This window comes from Acidimangrovimonas sediminis, from assembly GCF_002871005.1.
Classification (GTDB): Bacteria; Pseudomonadota; Alphaproteobacteria; order Rhodobacterales; family Rhodobacteraceae; genus Acidimangrovimonas; species Acidimangrovimonas sediminis.
On the sequence record NZ_PHSN01000006.1, the window covers coordinates 218,639 to 236,558 of the forward strand.

Here is a 17,920-nt window from a genome sequence, read left to right on the forward strand (position 1 = left end):
CTACCCCTTGGGCCGCTTGTCGAGGATCCGCACGGCCTTGCCCTGGCTGCGCGCGACCGACCCGGGGTCGGCCACCGTCACGCGGACGCTGACGCCCACGCGTTGCTTGATACGGTGAGACAGCGCCCTGGCGGAGGCGGCGCGGTGATCGTCGGCGGCAAACTCGGCCACCGCCTCGACCAGCACGGACATCTGATCCATCCGCCCTTCGCGCGTCAGCTCGATCTGGAAATGCGGGGCAAGTTCGGGCACCGCCAGAAGCTGTTCCTCGATCTGGGTCGGGAAGACGTTGACGCCGCGCAGGATGATCATGTCGTCGGAGCGGCCGGTGATCTTTTCCATCCGCCGCATGGATCGCGCCGTGCCCGGCAGAAGCCGCGTCAGGTCCCGCGTGCGGTAGCGGATGATCGGCAGCGCCTCCTTGGTCAGCGAGGTGAAGACCAGCTCTCCCAGCTCGCCGTCGGGCAGGACTTCGCCGGTCACGGGGTCGATCACCTCGGGGTAGAAGTGATCCTCCCAGATGTGCAGACCATCCTTGGTTTCCACGCATTCGTTGGCGACGCCCGGGCCCATCACCTCGGACAGGCCGTAGATGTCGACCGCGTGCATATCGACCGCCTGTTCGATTTCCTCGCGCATGGCGTTGGTCCAGGGTTCGGCGCCGAAGACGCCGACCTGCAGCGGGCTCTGCCGCGGATCGCGGCCCTGGGCGCGGTATTCATCGAGGATCGAGAGCATGTAGGAGGGTGTTACCATGATCGTCGAGGCGCCGAAATCCTCGATCAGCTGAACCTGGCGGGGGGTCATCCCGCCCGAGACCGGCACCGTGGTGCACCCCAGCTTTTCCGCGCCGTAATGCGCGCCGAGGCCCCCGGTGAAAAGGCCGTAGCCATAGGCCACGTGCACCACGTCGCCCGGTCGCGTGCCACTGGCGCGCAGGCTGCGGGCGACGCAGGTGGCCCAGGTGTCGATATCCTTCGCCGTGTAGCCCACCACTGTCGGCTGCCCCGTGGTGCCAGAGGAGGCATGAAGCCGGACGATCCTTTCCCGCGGTACAGCGAACAGGCCGTAGGGGTAATGGTCGCGCAGGTCCTGCTTCACCGTGAAGGGGAACTTCGCCAGATCGGCGAGGCTGTGAAGGTCGTCGGGGTGAACACCCGCCGCGTCGAACGACTGGCGGTAGAACGGCACGTTGTCGTAGGCGTGGCGCAGCGACCATTTCATCCGGTCGAGCTGCAGCGCCGCGATCTCGTCGCGCGAGGCGGTTTCGATCTGGTCGAGGTCGCCGGGGCGGGGGGAAAGATCCTTCATCTCCGCGCTCCCTGTCCGGGGGTCCGTTCCATCATTGCTCCTCCTCCTCGAAATGCTGGCCGCTGACCTGGCGCGAGGCGCCGCGGAACAGGGCCACCTTGCGACCGTCGCCGCCGGTGATGGTGATGTCGTACAAACCAGACCGTCCGGACAGGAATGCTTCCCGTGCGGTGGCGGTCAGCCGCTCTCCCTTCTGTCCGGGGCTGAGATAGCTGATCGAATTGTGCTGGGCGACGACGCGCCGGTTGTAGCTGTTGCAGGCGAAGGCAAAGGCCGAATCCGCCAGGGTGAAGATATACCCGCCGTGGCAGATACCCTGGCCGTTCAGATGATGCGTCTCGACGATCATGGAAAACGTCGCCGTCCCGGGCCCCACCGCCTCAAGCCGGGCGCCCAGCCACTTCGTCGCGTGATCCTCGGCCTGCATGGCGGCGGCGCTGCGCTCCGCGCGTTCCTGGGGTGTCATGATAGCCTCCTCCGGTCACGGCCCTCCCGCCGTTGCCCCGGATGCTGCACAAAACCGACCAAGCGGTCAAGAGTATTGAATCGCGAACGGGAAACGTGCAGGATCGCCCCGACTCTGAGGGAGGACATCATGCTGACACCGGAAAGCTACCAGGCCGGGCGCTGGATCGGACCGGGGGCGGGGGCGCAGATCCTGCGCAGCCCGGTGACCGGGGAAGAGATCGCGCGCACCGGGTCGGAGATCGAGCCCCAGGCGATGCTGGACCATGCCCGCGACACCGGCGGGCCCGCGCTGCGCGCCATGGGGTTCCACGACCGGGCGCGGATGCTCAAGGCGCTGGCCCAGCACCTCGACGCGCGGAAGGAAGAGCTTTACGCCCTGAACCCGCTGACCGGCGCGACGCGGCGCGACGGCTGGGTCGACATCGACGGCGGGATCATGACCGTCTTCGCCTTCGCCTCGAAGGGGCGGCGCGAGATGCCGGACGGGCAGGTCTATCTCGACGGCGGGACCGAGGCGCTGTCGCGGAACGGCACCTTCGTGGGCCAGCACATGGCGGTGCCGCTGCGGGGGGTGGGTGTGCACATCAACGCCTTCAATTTCCCGGTCTGGGGGATGCTGGAAAAGCTAGCCCCCTGTCTGTTGGCCGGGGTGCCCGCGATCGTAAAGCCCGCCACCCAGACCAGCTATCTGACCGAGGCGGCGTTCCGGATGATCGTCGACAGCGGCATCCTGCCAGAGGGCGCGGTGCAGCTGATCGTCGGGCGGACGGGCGACCTGCTCGACAGGCTCGGCGCGCAGGACGTGGTGAGCTTCACGGGCTCGGCCGACACCGCGTTGATGCTGCGCCAGAATCCGGCGCTTGCGCGCAACTCCACCCGCTTCATCGCCGAACAGGACAGCCTGAACGCGGCGATCCTCGGCCCTGATGCTGGACCGGACAGCGAGGAGTTCAAGCTGTTCGTGAAGGAGGCGGTGACGGAGATGACCACGAAGGCGGGGCAGAAATGCACCGCCATGCGCCGCCTGATCGTGCCCGCCGACCTGATCGACCCGGTGGCCGAGGCGCTGACCGGAGCGCTGGCCAAGGTCACCGTGGGCAACCCCGAGGACCGCGCCGTGCGCCTGGGCGCGTTGGCGTCGCTGTCGCAAAAGGCCGACGTCCTGGAAAAGGCCGCCGCCATCGAAACCGAGGCGCGCCGGATCTTCGGTGATCCCGACGCCTTCGCGATCCACGATGCCGACCCGGCGCAGGCGTTCCTGCCGCCGATGCTGTACCTTTGCGACGACCCCGACGCCGCCCGCGCGGTGCATTCGGTGGAGGCCTTCGGCCCGGTCGCCACGCTGATGCCCTATCGCGACGCGCCCCATGCGGCGGCGTTGGCGAACCGCGGTGGCGGCAGTCTTGTCGCCTCGCTCTTCACCAATGACCCGCAGGTCGCGCGCACCGTCGCGCTGGAGGCCGCGGCCTGGCACGGCCGTCTCTACATAAACGACCGCACATCGGCGGCCGAGGCGACCGGCCATGGTTCCCCCCTGCCGCACATGATCCACGGCGGCCCCGGCCGCGCGGGCGGAGGAGAGGAGATGGGCGGTATCCGGGGCGTCCTGCATTACATGCAGCGGACGGCGGTTCAGGGCAGCCCGCGGATGATCTCGGCCCTCACCGGGCAGTGGACTGCGGGCGCGCCCGAGGTGACGGGCCCGGAACATCCCTTCCGCCGCAGCTTCGACGACCTCGAGATCGGCGAAACGCTGCGGTCCGACCCGCGCCAGGTCACCCTCGACGACATCGAGCATTTCGCGCATTTCACCGGCGACACCTTCTACGCCCACATGGACCAGGCCGCGGCCGAGGCGAACCCGTTCTTCCCGGGCCGTGTGGCGCATGGCTACCTTCTGCTCAGCTTCGCGGCGGGGCTTTTCGTGCAGCCGGATCCGGGGCCGGTGCTGGCCAATACCGGGCTGAATGCCCTGGCCTTCATGAAACCGGTCAGCCCGGGCGACAGCGTTCATGTCCGCCTGACCTGCGCGCGCAAGACCCGGCGGACCGACACCTATGGCGAGGTCGCCTGGGCCGTGAGCCTCTACAACCAGGACGACGAGAAGGTCGCGGACTACGAGCTTTTGACGATGGTGGCCTATCGCGGCTAAACGGATCTTCATGGATCCGCTTGCGCCCCTCCTCGCCTCGCTCTCCGCTGACGGACGTCTGCGCGTCTGGTCGCTTGTGATCACCGTCTTCGGCGATGCCGTCCGGCCGCGCGGCGGGCGCGTCGCGGCGGCGCGCCTGCAACGGTTGATGGAACGGCTGGGGGTGGAGGCGGGCGCGCTGCGCACCGCGTTGTCGCGGCTGGCGTCGGACGGCTGGGTTGAACGCGACCGCGAGGGGCGCAACAGCTTCTACCGGTTGAGTGTGCGGGGCCTTGGCGAATTCGCCCCGGCCTCGGGCCGGATCTACGCGCCGGCGCGGCCCGATACCGGGGGCGACTGGACACTGGCGCTGGGGGGCGATCCGCCCGGGGGCGCGGTGGTGCTGGGCCCGGGGCTCTGGCTGGTGCAGACACCGCGGGGGGCGGCGGGCGCGGATGCGGCCCTCTCGGTCACGGGGCGGCTGCTGGCCGATCCTGCGGCGCTCTCGGATCGCCTGCCGACACCGGACCATCGCGAGGCGCTATCGCGGCTGATGTCGGACCTGGGCGCGCTCCGGTCCCCGCCCTCCGCCCCGCTCGACGCGATGGCCGCGCGGGTGCTGTTGATCCACCGCTGGCGCCGGATCGTGCTGCGCCACCCGGATCTGCCCGATGCGCTGCTGCCGCCCGAGTTGCGTGGCGCGCGGGCCCGGGTCGCGGCCGCCTATGCCGCGCTGCTGCCGCTTTCGGAAAGCTGGCTGGACCACGACGACGCGGCCTTTCCGGCGATGCCGCCGGCCAACGGCACGATGGCGCAGCGCTTTCAGGGCCCCTGAACGAACGAAGCCCCCGCCTTGGCTGGCGGGGGCACCCTCGTTCCGCGAAAGTCCCCGGTGCTGCAGATTGGATGGGGGCTGTTGAATGCGGCACCGGGTAGCGTCTTTCGCTGTAATGCCTGTATCGCCGGCAATCGCGGCGCCATCACGCAAGGTTGCCGCCCTTTCCGGGGTCATTTTCGGGCCGAATTCGGGCCATGCTTGATTTAGCGGTGCCACCGCGCCAGATTGAGAGGCATGAACGCGCAGCCGCCGACCCAATTCCCCGCAGCCCGCGCCCTGCCCGAGCAGGTCAGCTTTGACCGCCGCGAACTCGGCGCCATCCTCGGTCTCTACGGGCGCATGGTCGCCGCGGGAGAGTGGCGCGACTACGGCATTTCCTGCCTGCGCGAGGTCGCGGTCTTCTCCGTCTTCCGCCGCACCGCCGAGCATCCGCTCTACCGGATCGAAAAGCGCCCCAAGCTGCGCGGGCGCCAGGGGATGTATTCCGTGGTCGGCCTCGATGGCCAGATCCTGCGCCGCGGCCACGATCTGCCGACCGTGCTGCGCGTCCTCGAACGCAAGCTGATCCGCCCGGTCGACTGACCGCACCCTTTCGCGGCGATCCTTGCCGTCATTTTGGCGAAAATACTCCACGGGGGTGCGGCGGTGTGAAACCCCTTCGAATGTGGCGGGTGCGGGGGTGTGAAACCCCCGCCCGCGTCCCCGTCTGCAAGGGGCGCTGCCTCAGCCCAACTCGACCCGCTTGACCGAGGTCACCTCGCCCTCGCCGGCCTTGCGGATCCGCTCCCTCGCGGCGTCGAGGCCTTCGTAGACCACTGCCATCGGGTGCGCGCTGGCATGCAGGATGCGGTCGGGGCCGGAGACCAGCGCGACGTGTCCCTTCCAGAACACCAGGTCGCCGCGCGCCGGGGTCTCGCCCTCCGTCAGCGGGCGGCCCAGGCCCTTTTCCTGCAGGTCGCTGTCGGCCGGGCAGGGCTGTCCGCAGGCGAGAAAGGCCGCCTGGACGAGGCCCGAACAATCTATCCCGGTATAGGAATCGCCGCCCCAGAGGTAAGGCGTTCCAAGGAACCGTTCGGCCACCGCGACCGGGTCATCCTCCCACGCGCCAAGTGCCGTCAGGTGCCGGACGGGGACAAAGGCCCCCTCGGCTGTTTCGGCGAACCGGCCCTGCTCACCTGTGATCGTCAACCGCGCGCCCAGCGACAGAAGGCCGATCTCCCGGTGCTTGATCGAGGGTTCGGGATAGAGATGGGTCGCCGGCGCACTGACCCAATGGGTCGCGGCGGCATCGGGGCACAGCGTTTCCTCGCGGACGTAGCCGACGTAGCGGTCGCGCTCCGCCTGGATGAAGGCAAAGCCCTCCGCCGTCTCGAGCACAAGCACCCGGGCGCCCATCAGGATCTGGCGGTCGCGCGGGCCGTGGGGCCGGGTCAGGATGTCGGCGACGGGCACCGCGATCCGGCGCCAGGTGCCGCCGACAAAGTTCTGCGCCGCCACCAACCCCTGGAGCGACACATGGGCCACGCGGCCGTTCGAGGGGGTGAGGCGGCGATCGCGCATGTCAGATCTCCAGCATCCGGGGCAGGGCCTGAAGGATCGCCCGCGCGCCCTGGCCGACGCCTCCCTTGGGCCGGCCCGGCGCGGGCTTCGGCTGGTGGCCGTAGATGTCGAAATGGACGTAGCGCGCGCCCTCGGCAAAGCGGCGCAGGAACAGCGCCGCGGTGATCGAACCGGCCATGCCCCCGGACGGCGCGTTATCGAGATCGGCGATGCCCGGCTCGATCATCTCCTCGTAGGGGTCCCAGAACGGCATGCGCCAGAGCGGGTCGCGCACCGTCAGGCCGGCGGAGTGCAGCGTCTCTGCGTCCGCGTCGGACACGCTGTAGAACGGGGCGAGATCGGGGCCCACGGCCACCCGGGCCGCGCCGGTAAGTGTCGCCATGGAAATCAGCAGGTCGGGCATTTCCTCGCAGGCCAGCGCCAGCGCATCGGCCAGCACCAGCCGTCCCTCGGCGTCGGTGTTGTTGACCTCGACCGTCAGGCCCTTGCGGCTTGTCAGGATGTCTCCGGGGCGGAAGGCATCGCCCGACACCGCGTTTTCGACCGCCGGGATCAGCACCCGCAGGCGCAGCGGCAGGCCGAGCGCCATGATCATGTGGGCCAGCCCCAGCACCGTGGCCGCCCCGCCCATGTCCTTCTTCATCAGGCCCATCGAGGAGGCAGGCTTCAGGTCCAGCCCGCCGGTATCGAAACACACCCCCTTGCCGACCAGCGTCAGCAGCGGTCCTGCGTCGCCCCAGGTGATCTCCACCAGCCTCGGCGCCCGCGGCGAGGCGCGGCCGACGGCGTGGATCATCGGGAAGCCGTGGTCGAGCAGGTCATCGCCGATCACCGCATTGAAGGCGGCGCCGTGGCTTTCGGCCAGGGCCTTCGCCGCCACCTCAAGCTCGTCGGGGCCCATGTCGGAGGCCGGGGTGTTGATCAGATCGCGGGTCAGCGCCTCGCCCGCGGCGATCGCCTCGACCCTCCGCGCGTCGACCCCGGCCGGGGCGCGAAGCTGCGCGGCCGCGCGCGCCGCCTTGCGGTAGCGGTCGAAGCGGTAGCCCGCCAGCAACCAGCCAAGGGCCGCCTCCTCCGCCGCCTCCGGCTCCAGCGGGGTCGCGATTTCCCACACGCCTTCGGGCAGTGCGTCGGCGGCGCGGGCAAGGGTGAAGCGCTGGCGCCGCCGGGCACTGTCACCGTCGGCGCCGATCACCGCACCGGCAAGGCCACCGCTGCCATCGGGAAGCAGCGCGATCCTGCCCGGGGCCGCGTCGTAGGCGGTGGCCTTGATCCAGTCCGCCACGGCCGCCGGCTGGTCCAGCAGCCAGGCGGCGAGACCATCCTTCGGCACGATGTGCAAGGGCAGGGCGGGGGCCTCCTGTGGGGCGAAGGTCAGCGGCATGGTCTGGCTCCTTTCGGGGGCGTCCGGATTGCAACGCGCCGCAGCCTAGTCACTTCGCAGGGGCCTGCAAGAGGCCTCCGGCCTGCCTAACCGGAGAGATCCTGCGCCTCCCACTCCGCCTGGAGGGAGCTTTCCCCCAGCCGGAGACAACGTGCCCAAGTGGCCGCGAGGGCCGTGGAATCGCCACGTTCGAGACTGATCGAGACGCCTTCGGTCGCTGCGGCGAGGCTGGGCATGCCCACCTGTCCGGCCATGAACCTGAGGCGCCGCAGCTCTCGGGCAAATGCCCTCAGATCGCCGCTCACATAATGGCGAACCATCGCCGCGAGGATCAGGGCAAGTTCCCCCACCGCGCGCGTCATCAGGTTCTCGGCCTCGACCACGCCGTGTTCGGCGCTGAGCTCTGCCAGCCGCGCCGCATCCAGATATGCCCTCTCGTCGATCCGCAGCACGGAAACTCCACTTTCCATGACCCTACCTCATCCCAAAGTCTCACCCGGAGACGAGAATGACCGCTGGGACTGAAGAAAAGGTTGAACCGGACGCGGGAATCCGCTCGAAATCTCGGGCGGGCAGGCCTAAAGCAGGTTCGCGACAGCACAGGACCCCGCGCGAAGGAGACCCCGATGCACCATGCCAAGCCGCTGCCCGGCTATCTTGTCCAGCGTTACCACGGCTGGAAGGCGACCGCATATCCCGAGAACAAGGCCTGGTACAAGCGTCTGGCCAACGAAGGGCAGCATCCGCGCGCCTTCGTCATCGCCTGCTGCGACAGCCGGGTGCACGTGACCACGATCTTCGGGGCCGACCAGGGCGAGTTCTTCATCCACCGCAACATCGCGAACCTGGTGCCGCCTCACAAACCCGATGGCGACCTGCACGGTACCTCTGCGGCGCTGGATTACGCCGTGAACGCGCTGAAGGTGGCGCATATCGTGGTGATGGGGCATTCCAACTGCGGCGGCGTGAAGGGCTGCTTCGACATGTGTTCGGGGCATGCCCCGGCGATGGAAGCCAAGGAAAGCTATGTCGGGCGCTGGATGGACCTGTTGCGCCCGGGTTTCGACAGGACCGCGGAGATCGAGGATCCGGCGGCCCGGACCAGCGCGATGGAGCGCGAGGCGGTTCTGGTCAGCCTCGAGAACCTGATGACCTTCCCCTTCGTGAGGGAGGCGGTCGAGAGCGAGGTGATGACGCTGCACGGGCTGTGGAACGACATCGGTGAAGGCACGCTGGAGCAATACGACCCGGCGGTGAAAGCTTTCGTTCGGGTCTAGCAGGGTTCGATCAGGTCGAAATCATCGTCGGGGTCGTCCTCGGGGCCGCCATCAATGTCGGTGCAGCCATGGGCGCGCGGCGGCTCGCCCATGGCGATGGCGGCAAGCCGCGTCTGCGGGTGGCCCGGCATCGGGGCGCCGAACCGTCGCACCAGCGGCAGGTAGCCGGGCCCGACGAGGGACGCCTTTGCAAGCTCGCGCCCGTCGGCAGCACTCCGCACGACCAGGCCGCCGCCCTTGGGCGCGATGTCGAGGCCGCGGTCGCGGAGCGCGCACCGGTATCCTTGCCAATCGGTCGAATTTTCGAGGGCCTCGGCGACGAGACGGCGAAGACGATCGAGGAGCGCCTCGTCAGGCGCTTCGCTTCTCCTCGTCCGTCGGCGGGTCCGGCGCCTGATCTCCAGCCGAAGGAGATTGCGCAGGGCGGTGTCGGGCGTCTCCGACGCCGCGGAGCACAGCGCCCGGAATTCCGCCCAGGCAGCGGCATCGACATGAAAAGAGGCCACGATCCGGTCCATCCCCGGATCGTGGCCTTCAATGGTTAAGCCTGGATTAAGGGCCCCGGCTCAGCCCTTCTTGAGGCAGCGCTTGCCCAGCGTCTCGGCGATCTGCACAGCGTTCAGGGCCGCGCCCTTGCGCAGGTTGTCCGACACGCACCACAGGTTCAGCCCGTTCTCGATCGTCGAATCCTGCCGGATCCGGCTGATGAAGGTCGCGAAGTCGCCCACGCATTCGACCGGGGTGATGTAGCCGCCGTCCTCGCGCTTGTCGACGACCATGATCCCGGGCGCCTCGCGCAGGATGTCGCGCGCCTCGTCCTCGTCGAGGAATTCCTCGAACTCCAGATTGATGGCCTCGGCGTGGCCCACGAAGACAGGCACGCGCACGCAGGTCGCCGTCACCTTGATCTTGGTGTCGACGATCTTCTTTGTCTCGGCGACCATCTTCCATTCCTCCTTGGTCGAGCCGTCTTCCATGAAGACGTCGATGTGGGGAATGACGTTGAAGGCGATCTGCTTGGTGAACTTCTTCGGCTCGACCTCTTCGGTCGGGTTGTAGACGGCCTTGGTCTGATTCCAGAGCTCGTCCATCGCATCCTTGCCGCCGCCGGAGACCGACTGGTAGGTCGACACCACCACGCGCTTGATCTTCGCGCGGTCGTGCAGCGGTTTCAGCGCCACCACCATCTGCGCGGTGGAGCAGTTGGGATTCGCGATGATGTTTTTCTTGGCATAGCCCTCGACCGCCTCGGGGTTCACCTCGGGCACCACCAGCGGCACGTCCGGGTCGTAGCGGTAGAGCGACGAGTTGTCGATCACCACGCAGCCCGCCTTGGCGGCCTTCGGTGCGTATTCCTTGGTCGGGCCCGACCCCACGGCGAACAGCGCGATGTCCCAGCCGGTGAAGTCGAACGTGTCCAGATCCTGCGTCTTCAGGGTCTTGTCGCCAAAGCTCACCTCGGTGCCGAGCGAACGGCGCGAGGCCAGCACGGCGATCTCGTCGACCGGGAATTCGCGCTCGGCGAGGATGTTCAGCATTTCGCGGCCCACGTTCCCCGTGGCCCCCGCGACGACGACCTTGTAGCCCATCGGGACCTCCTGCAATCGATCTTGTCGAAAAGTCGCCGCGATGTAACGCGAAACGGCCTGGGTTTAAAGAGGGATCGCGGAAGGGCGCGGGGGGCGACCCGAGGGCCACGCCTCTCCGGCGCCGATTCCGGGGATGCCCACACCGCGGGGGAAGACCTGCCCGGCAGCGCGGGGCGCGGCTCCAGCGGGCTGGGGTATCGCCGTCCGTGCATCCCGGCCGTGGCTGCCGGGCATCTGCCCTGCGGGATACAGCGAGGTGGCCGTTGCGGGGCCGGTTCAGATGCGCGCCGCGCGGTCCCGTCGCGGCGACCATATGGTCCAGGCGCCCGGAGCGGCGGCGCGGGTCAGCCCGGCTGGCGCAGCGCATCGATGGCGGAGGAGGCGACCTCGGCCCCGCCCTCGAGCACCAGAAGCGGCCCGGATTCGCCGGCACGGGCCTCGGTGATCCTGCCATAGGCGGGCACCGCGGCGGTCGAACTCAGCGTGCCGTCCTTGTAGCTTTCGAGGGTGAAGCTGTACTGGCCCGAGGCATAGGGGGTGCCGTCGGACCCGGTGCCCGCCCACTGGATCTCTCCCGCCGTCGGGGTGACCTCGCCGCGGCCGACCTCGGTGCCGGAGGAATCCTTGACCACCAGCACCGCCTTTTCGGCCCCGGTCTCGGGCGCGAGGGACAGCGTAACGGGGCTGCCGTCGAACCAGACCGGTTCGGTCGTGCGGGCCTCCATCCCGACCCAGCCGGACAGCTGGGCAAGGCCCATCGCGCTCATCTGCGTGGACAGCCCGGTCAGCAAATCGTTCGTCTTGGTCTGCTGTTCGACGCCCGAAAAGGTGGCGAGCTGCACGGCGTAATCCGACGAATCCATGGGGTTGAGCGGATCCTGGTTCTGCATCTGCGTGGTCAGCATCTTCAGGAAGGTGTCGAAATCGGAATTGATCAGCGCACCGCTCGAACCGCTTCCCGTCGCCGTGGCGGTGGAAGTTGTGGCAGCGGAAGTTGTGGCAGCGGAAGTCGTGGCGGTGGAAGTTGTCGCGGTCTGGGTCGTGCTGGCGGTTGGTGCGGTGACGCTCATGGCGGGCTCCTTTCTGGGGCCGGAGAAGGCGGAGGGCGGGTCGGGCGCCGTCAGAGGCGCAGGTCCAGGCCGTCGGCGCTATAGCGTGCGCGTGGCGGCGGGGCGGAGAAGCCGGCGTTCGCGGCCTCGCCGCGGGAGGAATCGCCGGCCGCGGGTGCTATCGGGGCGGAGGGGGGGGCCTGCGATCCGCGACCGGCCGCGCCACCCTCGCCGCCGGTGAAGGAAAACGCCGTGCCGCTGTAGCCCTGGGCCCGGAATTCCTGGGCCAGAACCTCGGCGTGGCGTCGCATGAGGTCGAGGGTTTCGGGGCGGTCGGCGTGGATTGCGACGCTCATCACCTGGGTGTCGTGGCGGATCACCATGCGCACACGGCCAAGCTCCTCCGGAGACAGGGCAAGCTCGACCGTACTGCTGTCGGCGTGACGGGCCACGGCGGTGGCAAGTTGCGATGCGACCGGGCGGGCCGCGGCCTGCGGGTCCGGCCCAGAGACCGACGTGGCCGGGGGGCTGGTCGCGCTGCCATGGATGGGCGCGGGCACGGTATTTGCCCCGGGGGTGAGGCTGATCCCCTCGGTGCCCCGATCCGCCGTCAGGCCGGCGGCAGGCGCGGACTGAACTGGGTCCGCCGGGCGTTGGGGCGGGGCGGGCTCACCCGTGGCCCGGACCGCGTGCACGTGACCAAACGGCGCGTGGAAGGCGTCGGTCTGCTTGGCTCTTGCCCGGGTGTCGTGGGGAGGCGGGGTGGTGCCGGTTTCTGCCCCCGGTCCGATCTCGGGGCGACCCGGGGTGAGAGTTGGAGCGGCGGCGTTCGTGACCATTTGAGGGCCGGCCCCGCCGGTGGAAGCGGGGGTCGGGGCGGTATCGGGTGCCCCTGCGTCAGTCGGGAGAAGGGGCGTGCCTGGGGTCACAGTGGGCGCGGAGCCGATGGCGCCCGCACCGCCCTTGGCGGGGGCGGAGATGAAAGGTGCGGCGATTGCGGGCGGCTGCCGGTCCGGGGGTTCCGGGGCAGGGATGTCCGGTCCTTCGGGGGTCGGCTGCGCTGCGGCGACCGGGGCGGCCGCCGGGTCTTGCGCCTGAGCAGGGCGGGCGCCGATGTTCCCCCCCTCCGCGTTCGGGGGCTCTCCGAGGATTTTCTGCGGCAGGCCTCCGCCGGCCAGAGTGGTGCCGTCGGTCCGCGCTGCGCTGACGGCGGGCGACGCGGGTGTGGGTGCTGCTGCCCCCCTGCCGCCGGTGACGACGGGGGCGCTTTGCCCCGACAGCCGAGGGGGCGTGCCGGGAGCGGCCGGTGTCGCGATCGCTGGGGCACCGGTTGGGGCGGCGACTAGGGTGGAGGTGATGGCGGAGGGAAGGGAGGGGGCCGGATCGTCCGGTGCCAGCTCTTTCGCCGACCCTGTGTCGATATCCGGCAACGCGCGGCCTTCCGCTCGGTGTGCGGGCCGCGTGATCATTTGCCGGCCGGGCATGGCAGCCACGGTGTCGGGCGTCTCCGTCGCGGGGGAAGACGCGGGTGGTGCGTTTGCCCTGGCCGGGCCAAGTGCGGATGCCCCGCCCCGGCGCGGCGTTGCCGTGGGATCGTCTGCAAGGGGCGGTTGGGCGGTGGTCTCGGCCGCCGCCTCGGGATCAGGCACATTCGGTATGGGGGCCGATTCCGGTGTGTCAGGCTCGGTCAGAGATGCCGGTGCCAAGGCCTCAGCGCCGTCGCCGGTGCTGACATCGGCGGCCTTCGCGTCCGCTGGTGTCTCTTCGGTCGCTAATCGGGCGGCGAAGGGGCCGGGATGGTGGGCGGCGGCGGCCTTGCCGGAGGGGCGCGGCGCCTGCGTGGACGCCGTGGCGGCGCCGGACGCGGCGGCGCCCGAAGCGGTGATCCCGGGGGATGCGCCACCGGTAGATGCGCCCCCAGCGGAGTCGACCTCGGCGCGGAAGGCGTCCCTTACGGCGGGGTCAGCGCGGCCGGCACGGTTGGTGGCCGGGGTTGCGGCCGGTGTCGAGACCGGGCGGCCACGCGGCGCCGCCGGCACCTGAAAATCTGCGAGTGGGTTCATCATTGTCCGCGACTTCTGCCGTTGCCCGCGCAGTTTCGCCGCAAGAGGTTACCGGTTCTTTACCCCGCGCCGCCTAATCTCGCCCGATCCAGAACGGAGCGACACGATGACCCTTTCGCCCTTGACCATGCCCGCGCTGAACGGCCCCGATCCCACCGTAGCAGGATTTACCTCGCGCGGTGCGTCGCCCGCCCCCGCCAGGTCGGTCCCCAACGATTCGCGCGATGCGCAGCTGATGAAGGCGGCCCGGGCGCTGGAAACCTCGTTCCTGTCCGAAATGCTGGGTCATGCCGGCCTTGGCGCGATGGAGGGCAGCTTTGGCGGCGGCGCGGGAGAGGAACAGTTCTCCTCCTTCCTGCGGGAGGCCCAGGCGGAGCGAATCGTCGCGAAGGGGGGGATCGGACTGGCCGAACAGATCTTTCACAGCCTGAAGGAGCGGGCGGATGGCGCAAGCTGAGACGGGGCATGGCCCGATGGGGAAGACCGGGGCAGAGGCCCCGGAGATGACGCAGCTCGACGCGGTGGCCGAGGCGCTTCGAATGCTGATGCGTGAGGAATCGGCGGCGTTGCGCAGGGCCGATTTCGCGGCTTTGGCCGAGCTGTTGCCGCAAAAGGAGGCTTTGGCACGTGAGCTCGAGGCGGCTGAGCCTGAGGGATCGGCGATGGCTGGGGGCGGATCTGCCGGGGCGCTTTCGGCGCTGCTGGCCGAGGCGCAGCGCAACGCGGGGGCGTTGCGCGGGGCGATCGGCGGGGTCCGCGCGGCGCGGCTGCGGCTGGAGGAGCTTCGCCGGATCGAGTCGGGCACCGAGACCTACGACCGCGCGGGCCGCAAGAACCTGCATTCCGTCAGGTCCGGCAGGGTGGAGCGGCGCGCCTGAGGCGATACCGAACGCATGAACGACAGGACCCCCGGGTGCCGCCACGCCCGGGGGTCTTTGCATGACGCGGGTGGCGGCCGGCCTGGCTGGCGAGGAAGTGTTAACCGCGACTCCAGAAAGCCGGCCGGAAGTGCGGTGGAAGCGGCGGCGGTTAGCACTCCCTTAGGGGTGATCGGGTCTAAGTGCTCGGGCATCCCGGAAGGGGGTGGCGCGGCCGACGCAGGCCGCAGCGGTGAGAACGCCTTAACGGCTGCCCTCGGGCGGCGGATGCGCCTGGCGCGAAGCGCGGGCATTTAGTGAGGAAAGACACCATGTCGTCCATTCTGACGAACACCAGCGCGATGGTCGCGCTGCAAACCCTGAAGGGCATCAACACCGGCCTGGAAAAGACCCAGTCGGAAATCTCGACCGGCAAGACCGTGGCCTCGGCCAAGGACAACGCCGCTGTCTGGGCCATCTCGAAGACGATGGAATCGGACGTGAAGGGCTTCAAGGGGATCTCGGACAGCCTTTCGCTCGGCCAGTCGACCGTGGCCGTTGCCCGCCAGGCGACGGAAACGATCACCGACCTGCTGACCGAGGTGAAGGGCAAGATCGTCGCGGCCCAGGAACAAAACGTCGACCGCGCGAAGATCCAGACCGACATCGAGGCGCTCACCGACCAGATCAAATCGGTCGTGGGCGCGGCGCAGTTCAACGGGATGAACCTGATCGACGGCACCAGCACCGATTCCATGAGCGTGCTGTCGTCGCTTGACCGGGATGCCAGCGGCGGCGTGACGCCGAAGCATATCGACGTGTCGCGCCAGAACCTGTCGGTGACGACCCCGGCCAGCGCGCAAAGCTATGGCTCGGGCACGCTGACCACGCCGGCAAACTATATCTCGGGCAGCGGCACCACCCAGGCGGCGGGCACCGACGCGCTGACCGCGGCGGCAACCGTGGCGGCCAGCGGGACCGAAAGCATCACCATCGGCCAGGTCGCCGAGGGCGTTGGTTACCAGATCAAGATCGACGGTCTGGAAATCAACACCGCCGACGGCAGCACGGCCACCGGCACGCGGACGTTCGAATATGTCGCCAGCGCGACGGACGGAACCGCCGACGTGGCGGCGAACCTGATGAGCCAGATGAACGCGTTCTTCGAGGCGGCGACGGGCGGGGATTACTCCGTCGCGGTCGGCGGCACGGACAACGTGATCACCATCACCAACGGCTCGAGTGCGTCGATCGACGTCGGTCTGCAGGCAACGGATGGCGGCACCGCCGGCTCCGACCTGTCTTCGGGTGGGCTCGGTGCGCTTGCGACGATGGATGTGACCACCGATTCGGGTGCGACCGGGGCGCTTGCCGCGATCGATACCCTGATCGAGAAGTCGACCACCGCCGCGGCGGCCTTCGGTTCGGCGGAAAGCCGGCTGGAAACCCAGTCGACGTTCATCTCGGACCTGACCTCTTCGATGAAGGCAGGGATCGGGTCGCTGGTCGATGCTGACATGGAAGAGGCCTCGGCCCGGCTTCAGGCGCTCCAGGTGCAGCAGCAGCTGGGTGTGCAGTCCCTCTCGATCGCCAACCAGGCGCCGCAGAGCATCCTGTCGCTGTTCCGCTGATGACGGACGGGGCGCCGCCGGAAGCGCGGCGCTCCGCTTCGCGCCAAAGATGAAACGTTACGGAAGGATTCCGACGTGACCGCAATGAACATGGCCCGTACTGCCTATGCCACTCCGGGCGCGCCCACGCGCACCGGCCGCGGCCTTGAATACGATGTTCTCGCCCGCGTGACCCATCGCCTGAAATCGGCGTCGGAATCGAACGACAGGCGGGCCTTCGGGGCGCTGGTTCGCGCGCTGTACGACAACCGCCGTCTCTGGACCATTCTGGCCACTGACGTCGCCGATCCCGGCAACCAGCTGCCCGAGTCGCTGCGCGCACGGATCTTCTATCTCAACGAATTCACGCAACAGCACAGCCGCAAGGTGCTGGCCCGCCAGGCCACGGTGGACGTGCTGATCGACATCAACACCGCGGTGATGCGGGGCCTGCGCAGCGATCCGATCGCCCCGCCCGCGCCGCAGCCGCCGACCCGCGCGGCGAACCACGCGGGACCGCGCACCCTCGGCCGCGAGGTCGCCAGATGAGCGGCCTCGTCCTCAAGCTCGGCCCCAAGGAGCGGGTGCTGATCAACGGTGCGGTGATCGAGAACGGCGACCGACGGTCGCGTCTGTCGATCAAGACGCCGGGGGCGCATATCTTGCGCCTGCGCGACGCGATCCACCCCGGCGAGGTGAACACGCCGGTGCGCCGGGTCTGCTACATCGCCCAGCTTGTCCTGTCTGGCGATGCCGATGCCGAAGAGGCGCGTATGCAGCTTCTGCGCGGGATCGAGCAGCTTTCCCAGGTGCTGACCGATCACGACAGCCGCAAGCAACTGACCCAGGCGACCGCCTCGGTGCTGGAGGGGCAGCATTACCAGGCGCTGAAGTTCCTGCGCGCCCTTCTCCCGCGCGAGGAGCGGCTTCTGGCCGCCTGTCCGACATGACCTTTCAGCCGGTCCTGCCACTTACGGGTTACGCCGGCTGGAAATTCCTCAGCCGCACGATGGAGGCCCAGCAGGAGGCCTTTAACAACAGCGGCACCCAGGGTCGGGACAGTGACTATTTCCGCGAAAACATCGCCAAGGTGACCACCGCGGAGGATCTGGTCTCGGACTACCGGTTGCTGAAGGTGGCGCTGGGTGCCTTCGGGCTTGATGACGACCTGCCGAACAAGGCCTTCATCACCAGGGTTCTGGCCGATGGCACGCTGTCGTCGGATGCGCTTGGCAACAAGCTGTCGGACAGCCGCTATGCGTCGCTGGCACGCGCCTTCAGCTTCGACCTGACACCGCCGAATACCCAGAAAAGCGATTTCGCCGACACGATCCTGTCGCCCTATGCGCGCAAGCAGTTCGAGATCGCTGTGGGTGAGCAGGACAACAACATGCGCCTCGCGATGGCGCTGCCCGAAGCGCTGGGCGCGATCGCGGAGAAAAGCGCCTCGGAGACCACCAAGTGGTTCTCGGTCATGGGCACGACGTCGATCAGAACGGTATTCGAGACGGCGCTGGGTCTGCCGTCCAGCTTTGCCGCTCTGGATCTCGACCTCCAGCTTGAGACCTTGCAGGACAAGTCGACGGCCTATTTCGGCGATAGTTCGGTCAGCCAGTTCTCGGCGCCGGAGCAGATGGACAAGCTGGTGCGGCTGTTCATGATCCGGGCCGGGGCTTCGGGCGCCTCCGGCGCAACGACGGGAACCTCGGCCGCCTTGCAGATCCTGCAGGCAGGGCAGGGGGGAAGCGCCGGGGGGATCCTGTCGATCCTCGCGGCAAGCTAG

Annotated in this window: 19 protein-coding genes; 10 read left to right on the forward strand and 9 right to left on the reverse strand. The window is 68.8% G+C overall.

Translation table 11 applies throughout. From position 1 onward, the window contains the following. The gene (gene paaK / locus CVV76_RS07440) at positions 1-1,311 is read right to left on the reverse strand and encodes a phenylacetate--CoA ligase PaaK (protein WP_102224001.1); all 1,311 of its coding nucleotides are present in this window, start codon (positions 1,309-1,311) and stop codon (positions 1-3) included. 31 nt (positions 1,312-1,342) lie between these two features. After that, positions 1,343-1,777 (reverse strand): hydroxyphenylacetyl-CoA thioesterase PaaI, encoded by a 435-nt coding sequence (paaI, locus tag CVV76_RS07445; protein WP_102224002.1) that lies wholly within the window; start codon positions 1,775-1,777, stop codon positions 1,343-1,345. 129 nt (positions 1,778-1,906) lie between these two features. On the opposite strand from paaI, the gene paaZ reads away from it, so the two are divergent. From paaZ to CVV76_RS07460, 3 genes are all read left to right on the forward strand, one after another. Continuing rightward, positions 1,907-3,931 carry a phenylacetic acid degradation bifunctional protein PaaZ gene (gene paaZ / locus CVV76_RS07450; RefSeq protein WP_102224003.1) on the forward strand — a complete coding sequence of 675 codons (2,025 nt, stop codon included), beginning with the start codon at positions 1,907-1,909 and terminating at the stop codon, positions 3,929-3,931. 10 nt (positions 3,932-3,941) lie between these two features. Then, on the forward strand, positions 3,942-4,745 hold the full coding sequence (locus CVV76_RS07455) for a PaaX family transcriptional regulator C-terminal domain-containing protein (RefSeq protein ID WP_102224004.1): 804 nt from the start codon (positions 3,942-3,944) through the stop codon (positions 4,743-4,745). A gap of 237 nt (positions 4,746-4,982) precedes the next feature. After that, positions 4,983-5,330, forward strand: a complete 348-nt coding sequence (locus tag CVV76_RS07460; protein ID WP_102224005.1) for a DUF2794 domain-containing protein — start codon at positions 4,983-4,985, stop codon at positions 5,328-5,330. A 141-nt stretch (positions 5,331-5,471) separates the two neighbouring features. On the opposite strand, the gene CVV76_RS07465 is transcribed toward CVV76_RS07460, so the two are convergent. From CVV76_RS07465 to CVV76_RS07475, 3 genes are all read right to left on the reverse strand, one after another. Beyond that, positions 5,472-6,308: a C40 family peptidase gene (locus CVV76_RS07465; RefSeq protein ID WP_102224006.1), complete on the reverse strand. Its 837-nt coding sequence runs from the start codon at positions 6,306-6,308 to the stop codon at positions 5,472-5,474. A 1-nt stretch (position 6,309) separates the two neighbouring features. Next, positions 6,310-7,692, reverse strand: a complete 1,383-nt coding sequence (locus tag CVV76_RS07470) for a leucyl aminopeptidase family protein (protein WP_102224007.1) — start codon at positions 7,690-7,692, stop codon at positions 6,310-6,312. Positions 7,693-7,778: 86 nt separating this feature from the next. After that, positions 7,779-8,162, reverse strand: a complete 384-nt coding sequence (locus CVV76_RS07475; protein WP_102224008.1) for a hypothetical protein — start codon at positions 8,160-8,162, stop codon at positions 7,779-7,781. A 156-nt stretch (positions 8,163-8,318) separates the two neighbouring features. On the opposite strand from CVV76_RS07475, the gene CVV76_RS07480 reads away from it, so the two are divergent. Then, on the forward strand, positions 8,319-8,969 hold the full coding sequence (locus tag CVV76_RS07480; RefSeq protein ID WP_102224009.1) for a carbonic anhydrase: 651 nt from the start codon (positions 8,319-8,321) through the stop codon (positions 8,967-8,969). Here CVV76_RS07480 and CVV76_RS07485 read toward each other — a convergent pair. The 4 genes from CVV76_RS07485 to CVV76_RS24940 all read right to left on the reverse strand — a co-directional run bounded on the left by CVV76_RS07485 (position 8,966) and on the right by CVV76_RS24940 (position 12,167). After that, entirely contained in the window at positions 8,966-9,487 is a 522-nt protein-coding gene (locus tag CVV76_RS07485) for a hypothetical protein (protein ID WP_102224010.1), read from the reverse strand. The genes CVV76_RS07480 and CVV76_RS07485 overlap by 4 nt on opposite strands. 48 nt (positions 9,488-9,535) lie before the next feature. Continuing rightward, complete coding sequence (locus CVV76_RS07490) at positions 9,536-10,558, reverse strand: aspartate-semialdehyde dehydrogenase (protein ID WP_102224011.1); 1,023 nt, start codon at positions 10,556-10,558, stop codon at positions 9,536-9,538. 344 nt (positions 10,559-10,902) lie between these two features. Further along, positions 10,903-11,628: a flagellar hook capping FlgD N-terminal domain-containing protein gene (locus CVV76_RS07495; protein ID WP_102224012.1), complete on the reverse strand. Its 726-nt coding sequence runs from the start codon at positions 11,626-11,628 to the stop codon at positions 10,903-10,905. Positions 11,629-11,678: 50 nt separating this feature from the next. Continuing rightward, positions 11,679-12,167 carry a flagellar hook-length control protein FliK gene (locus CVV76_RS24940; RefSeq protein WP_158243115.1) on the reverse strand — a complete coding sequence of 163 codons (489 nt, stop codon included), beginning with the start codon at positions 12,165-12,167 and terminating at the stop codon, positions 11,679-11,681. 1,609 nt (positions 12,168-13,776) lie between these two features. Between CVV76_RS24940 and CVV76_RS25380 the strand changes: the two genes are divergently transcribed. The 6 genes from CVV76_RS25380 (at position 13,777) to CVV76_RS07530 (ending at position 17,920) form a co-directional block, all read left to right on the forward strand. Continuing rightward, positions 13,777-14,127 carry a rod-binding protein gene (locus tag CVV76_RS25380; RefSeq protein ID WP_233192760.1) on the forward strand — a complete coding sequence of 117 codons (351 nt, stop codon included), beginning with the start codon at positions 13,777-13,779 and terminating at the stop codon, positions 14,125-14,127. Next, the gene (locus CVV76_RS07510; RefSeq protein WP_102224014.1) at positions 14,114-14,548 is read left to right on the forward strand and encodes a hypothetical protein; all 435 of its coding nucleotides are present in this window, start codon (positions 14,114-14,116) and stop codon (positions 14,546-14,548) included. The genes CVV76_RS25380 and CVV76_RS07510 overlap by 14 nt, the downstream gene beginning before the upstream one ends. Before the next feature lie 311 nt (positions 14,549-14,859). Beyond that, the gene (locus CVV76_RS07515) at positions 14,860-16,158 is read left to right on the forward strand and encodes a flagellin (RefSeq protein WP_102224015.1); all 1,299 of its coding nucleotides are present in this window, start codon (positions 14,860-14,862) and stop codon (positions 16,156-16,158) included. A gap of 84 nt (positions 16,159-16,242) precedes the next feature. Then, on the forward strand, positions 16,243-16,686 hold the full coding sequence (gene flaF, locus CVV76_RS07520) for a flagellar biosynthesis regulator FlaF (protein WP_332888537.1): 444 nt from the start codon (positions 16,243-16,245) through the stop codon (positions 16,684-16,686). Further along, on the forward strand, positions 16,683-17,087 hold the full coding sequence (flbT, locus tag CVV76_RS07525) for a flagellar biosynthesis repressor FlbT (RefSeq protein ID WP_102224017.1): 405 nt from the start codon (positions 16,683-16,685) through the stop codon (positions 17,085-17,087). Before flaF ends, flbT begins: the two co-directional genes overlap by 4 nt. Then, a complete protein-coding gene (locus CVV76_RS07530) occupies positions 17,084-17,920 on the forward strand; it encodes a DUF1217 domain-containing protein (protein WP_102224018.1) in 837 nt (278 codons plus the stop codon). Before flbT ends, CVV76_RS07530 begins: the two co-directional genes overlap by 4 nt.